At 65.3% G+C, this 4,239-nt stretch carries 3 protein-coding genes and 2 pseudogenes; 2 read left to right on the top strand and 3 right to left on the bottom strand.

The window, feature by feature from the left end:
* Positions 1-278: 278 nt before the first annotated feature.
* Positions 279-647 (bottom strand): DUF779 domain-containing protein, encoded by a 369-nt coding sequence (locus IE168_RS14365; RefSeq protein ID WP_189499486.1) that lies wholly within the window; start codon positions 645-647, stop codon positions 279-281.
* Between the two features lie 75 nt (positions 648-722).
* Entirely contained in the window at positions 723-2,246 is a 1,524-nt protein-coding gene (exaC, locus tag IE168_RS14360; RefSeq protein WP_189499490.1) for an acetaldehyde dehydrogenase ExaC, read from the bottom strand.
* 190 nt (positions 2,247-2,436) lie between these two features.
* Here exaC and IE168_RS14355 point away from each other — a divergent pair.
* Positions 2,437-2,853: pseudogene (locus tag IE168_RS14355) on the top strand (transposase); the annotation flags it as partial.
* A 251-nt stretch (positions 2,854-3,104) separates the two neighbouring features.
* On the opposite strand, the gene IE168_RS14350 reads toward IE168_RS14355, so the two are convergent.
* Positions 3,105-3,782 (bottom strand): glutathione S-transferase, encoded by a 678-nt coding sequence (locus tag IE168_RS14350; protein ID WP_189499482.1) that lies wholly within the window; start codon positions 3,780-3,782, stop codon positions 3,105-3,107.
* 135 nt (positions 3,783-3,917) lie between these two features.
* On the opposite strand from IE168_RS14350, the pseudogene IE168_RS14345 reads away from it, so the two are divergent.
* Positions 3,918-4,239: pseudogene (locus tag IE168_RS14345) on the top strand (transposase); the annotation flags it as partial.

The raw sequence follows: 4,239 nt of genomic DNA, 5'->3' as shown, positions 1-4,239 counted from the left end.
CGATCTGTGCCCAAAGCGGCGCTTGCGCGGCCGCTTCCTACCCGCCAGACTCGCCAAAAAGGGCGGTTGAACTTCCTATACCCATCACGACAAACCAGTGGAGTGGCCGCATCTTGGTTGGCAACGCATGCAGGTGCAAGCCTCCCAACGTCGAATGGACGGCTCCTACATGACGGATGGCGCAAACACCTGCACAGGCGCCGCATTTCAGGCCGCGAACCTCGTCATTGGAGCAGATGCGTGACTGCCTGGGATCAGGCAGGTTCAGCCTGTGTCGCCTAACGCGTGATGCCCAGCTCCGCCAGTTCGGCGTCGGTGAACACGCGCGAGCGGCTCTGGAAGAACTTGCCTTCCGGGCCTTCCAGCGAGAAGGTGCCGCCGCCGTAGCCGTCCACGGCGTCGATGATGATCTGGGTGTGTTTCCAGGTTTCGTACTGCGCAGTGCCGATGTAGAACGGACAGCCGCCGATGTCGCCCAGATACACATCGCCCTGGCCGATGGTGATTTCGCCGGGCAGATAGCAGTTGGCAGCGCTGTTGTCGCAGCAACCGCCGGACTGGTGGAACATCAACTCCGGGCCGTGCTTGGTCTTGAGCAGTTCGATCAGCTCGAGCGCAGCGGGTGTTGCGATGACTTTCTCGACCATGGCCGTCTCCTTTGAATATCGGCTACGGGAAAGGAAAAAGGGGGCCATCGCCGGCCCCCTTCGTGGATCGAGGAATCAGAAGAATCCCTGCTTGTCCTCGCTGTAGCTGACCAGCAGGTTCTTGGTCTGCTGGTAGTGGCTGAGCATCATCAGATGGTTCTCGCGGCCGATGCCGGATTCCTTGTAGCCACCGAAGGCGGCGTGCGCCGGGTAGTGGTGGTAGCAGTTGGTCCAGACGCGACCGGCCTTGATCGCGCGGCCCATGCGATAGGCGACGTTGCCGTTGCGGCTCCACACGCCGGCACCCAGGCCGTAGAGCGTGTCGTTGGCGATTTCCAGCGCCTCGGCCTCGTCCTTGAAGGTGGTCACGGCCAGCACCGGGCCGAAGATTTCCTCCTGGAAGATGCGCATCTTGTTGTGACCCTTGAACAGCGTCGGCTGCACGTAATAGCCATCGTCCAGATCACCGCCGGGCTTGGCCTGCTCGCCGCCGATCAGCACTTCCGCGCCTTCCTGTTTACCGAGGTCGAGATACGAAACGATCTTGGTCAGCTGCTCCTTGCTGGCCTGCGCCCCCATCATCGTGTCGGTGTCGAGCGGGTTGCCGTGCTTGATCGCGGCGACGCGTTTGAGCACGCGCTCCATGAACTTGTCGTAGATCGATTCCTGGATCAGCGCGCGCGAGGGCGCGGTGCAGACTTCGCCCTGGTTGAAGGCGAACATCACCAGGCCTTCGATCGCCTTGTCCAGATAGGCATCGTCCTTGTCCATGATGTCGGCGAAGAACACGTTCGGACTCTTGCCGCCCAACTCCAGCGTCGCCGGGATCAGGTTGTTCGCCGCCGCCTGCGCAATCATGCGGCCGGTGCTGGTGGACCCGGTGAAACCGATCTTGGCGATGCGCTTGCTGGTGGACAGCGGCACGCCGGCTTCTCGCCCGAAACCATTGACGATGTTGAGCACGCCCGGCGGCAGCAGATCGGCGATCAGCTCGGCGAAGATCAGGATCGAAATCGGCGTGGATTCAGCCGGCTTGAGCACGATGGCGTTGCCGGCAGCCAGCGCTGGCGCCAGCTTCCACGCCGCCATCAGTAGCGGGAAGTTCCACGGAATGATCTGCCCGACCACGCCCAGCGGCTCGTGGTAATGGTAGGCGACGGTGGTTTCGTTGATCTCGCTGATGCCGCCTTCCTGCGCGCGGATGGCACCTGCGAAATAGCGGAAGTGGTCGGCGGCGAGCGGCACATCGGCGTTCAGCGTCTCGCGGATGGCCTTGCCGTTATCGACGGTTTCAGCGTAGGCCAGCAGTTCCAGATTCTGCTCGATGCGGTCGGCGATCTTCAGCAGGATGTTGGCGCGGCTGGCGACATCGGTCTTGCCCCAGGCGTCGGCGGCGGCGTGGGCGGCGTCGAGCGCCAGTTCGATGTCCTCGGCGGTGCCGCGTGCGGCCTGGGTGTAGACCTTGCCGTTGACCGGCGTGACCACATCGAAATACTGACCCTTGACCGGGGCCACGAATTTGCCGCCGATGAAATTATCGTAGCGGTTCTTGTAGGCAATCTTGGCGCCTTGCGCGCCGGGTGCTGCATAAACAGTCATGGTGTTACCTCCATTGATTCTTGCACTTGCACCGGACCGGCCGGTCCGATGCGCTTCTGCAACAGAGCCCGGCCATAGTGGAAGGTGGCGCCTGAACCTCGGCGGATTCAACCCTGAAGTGCAATTTCCTTGAACCGAAGCGGGCCAGGCGCCGTAGGCTGGGCCGCTCCACGACCAAGCGAAGTTGCCCATGTCCTATCGACACCTGACCCAGGAAGAACGCTACCAGATCGCTGCGCTGCTGAGTGCAGGATTGTCCAATGTCGCCATTGCCAGACAGCTTGGCCGCCACCCCAGCACCATTGGCCGGGAGCGGCGACGCAACACCGGCGAGCGGACCTATCGTGCCGCATCCGCGCACAAGGCGGCCCAGACCCGTCGTCACCATGCCAGCTCACGTCCCCAGTTACCGGCGGAGGCGTTCGCCCAGATCGAGCACGGCGTGAGCCAGCAGTGGAGCCCGGTGCAAATCCGGGGGCGGTGTCAGCTGCTGGGGATGGCCGTGCCCAGCCACACCAGCATCTATCGCTACATCCACCGGCACAGCTTGCGACATCGCCTGCGCCTGCCCAAGCGGCGGCGCGGCGTGGCCGCGCACCGCTCCGAGGGCCGTGCCCAGGAGCACGTGCGCCAGGCGCAGTCGCTGGCCAAGCTGCTACGCCCCCGGCCAAGGTGTCATGACAAGGCGAGACCTCCTGATTGCCCACTGGCCTCAGCCGGTCTTCTGCACCGCCGGCGGCGCGATCCGAATCACCCTCCACGCGCAGGAGCCAGCTAGCTGGCGAAAGGCGCAGCGGACGGAGCCACCGCCCGCAAGCCTGTCCTGGGGTAACCAAGGGCTGTCTCCTGCGCCCGGCATCAGTCCGCATAGGCATAGTCGCCGCCGGCCTGCAGCGCACGCTGATAGGCCGGACGGGCGTGGATGCGCTGCAGCCAGGCCAGCAGGTTGGGCGACTCCTCGCCGAGGCCGCCGCGCGATTTCGCCGCCTCCAGCGGAAAGCTCATCATGATGTCGGCGATGCTGAAATCGCGGCCGGCAAACCATTCGCGGTCGCCCAGCTCGGCTTCGAGATATCCGCGCTGGGCGCGGATCTGCGGCAGCACGAAGCCCTTGAGCACCTTGTCGGCGATGCCGCGGGCGATGGGCCGGGCGAAGAACGGCATCTTCGCCGAGGCGACGCGGTCGAACACCAGCTTGAGCAGCAGCGGCGGCATCGCCGAGCCCTCGGCGAAGTGCATGAAGTAGCGGCAGCGCCAGTAGTCGTCGCTGCCGGGCTCGGGCAGCAGGCGGCCGTTGCCGTGGCGCACGGCGAGGTATTCGACGATGGCGCCGGACTCCGCGACCACGCGTTGGCCATCCTCGATCACCGGTGACTTGCCCAGCGGATGCACCTCGCGCAGCGCCGCCGGCGCCAGCAGGGTTTCCGCATCGCGCTCGTAGCGACGCAGGCTGTAGGGCAGCTCCAGCTCTTCCAGCAGCCAGAGCACGCGCTGCGAGCGCGAGTTATTGAGATGGTGGACGATGATTTCCGGCATCGCGGACTTCCCGATGGACCCGCCCTCATCCTAACCGACCGCGCCGCGGCGCCCGCGTGCATGGCCGCGGCCGGGCGGCTCTGGCATCCTCCGCGGCCGCCCTGCCCGCTTCGACGCACCGCATGAACCCCGCCCAGCAAGCCTGAGGCGATCAGCCCGGTGCTGGGCATCGTGCATCGTGTGATCGCCGGTTGGCTTGCCGATCAGGCCGGCGTGCCGCGGGATACGGCGCAATGCGGTGCGGTGACCCTGATCCAGCGCTTCGGCAGCGCGCTGAATCTCAACATCCACTTCCACATGCTGTGGCTCGACGGAGTGTACGAGGACACCACCGAGCGTCCGCAGCGCAAGCCGCGCCTGCGCCGCGCCCGTGCCCCCACCTCTGCGCAACTGACGCAGCTCGCCAACACCATCGCGCATCGCGTGTGCCGGCACCTGACGCGCAAAGGCTGGCTGG

This window comes from Luteimonas padinae (genome assembly GCF_014652935.1).
GTDB lineage: Bacteria > Pseudomonadota > Gammaproteobacteria > Xanthomonadales > Xanthomonadaceae > Luteimonas > Luteimonas padinae.
The sequence above is the reverse complement of the archived record's forward strand: the minus strand, read 5'-3'. Positions and strand labels throughout refer to the sequence as shown.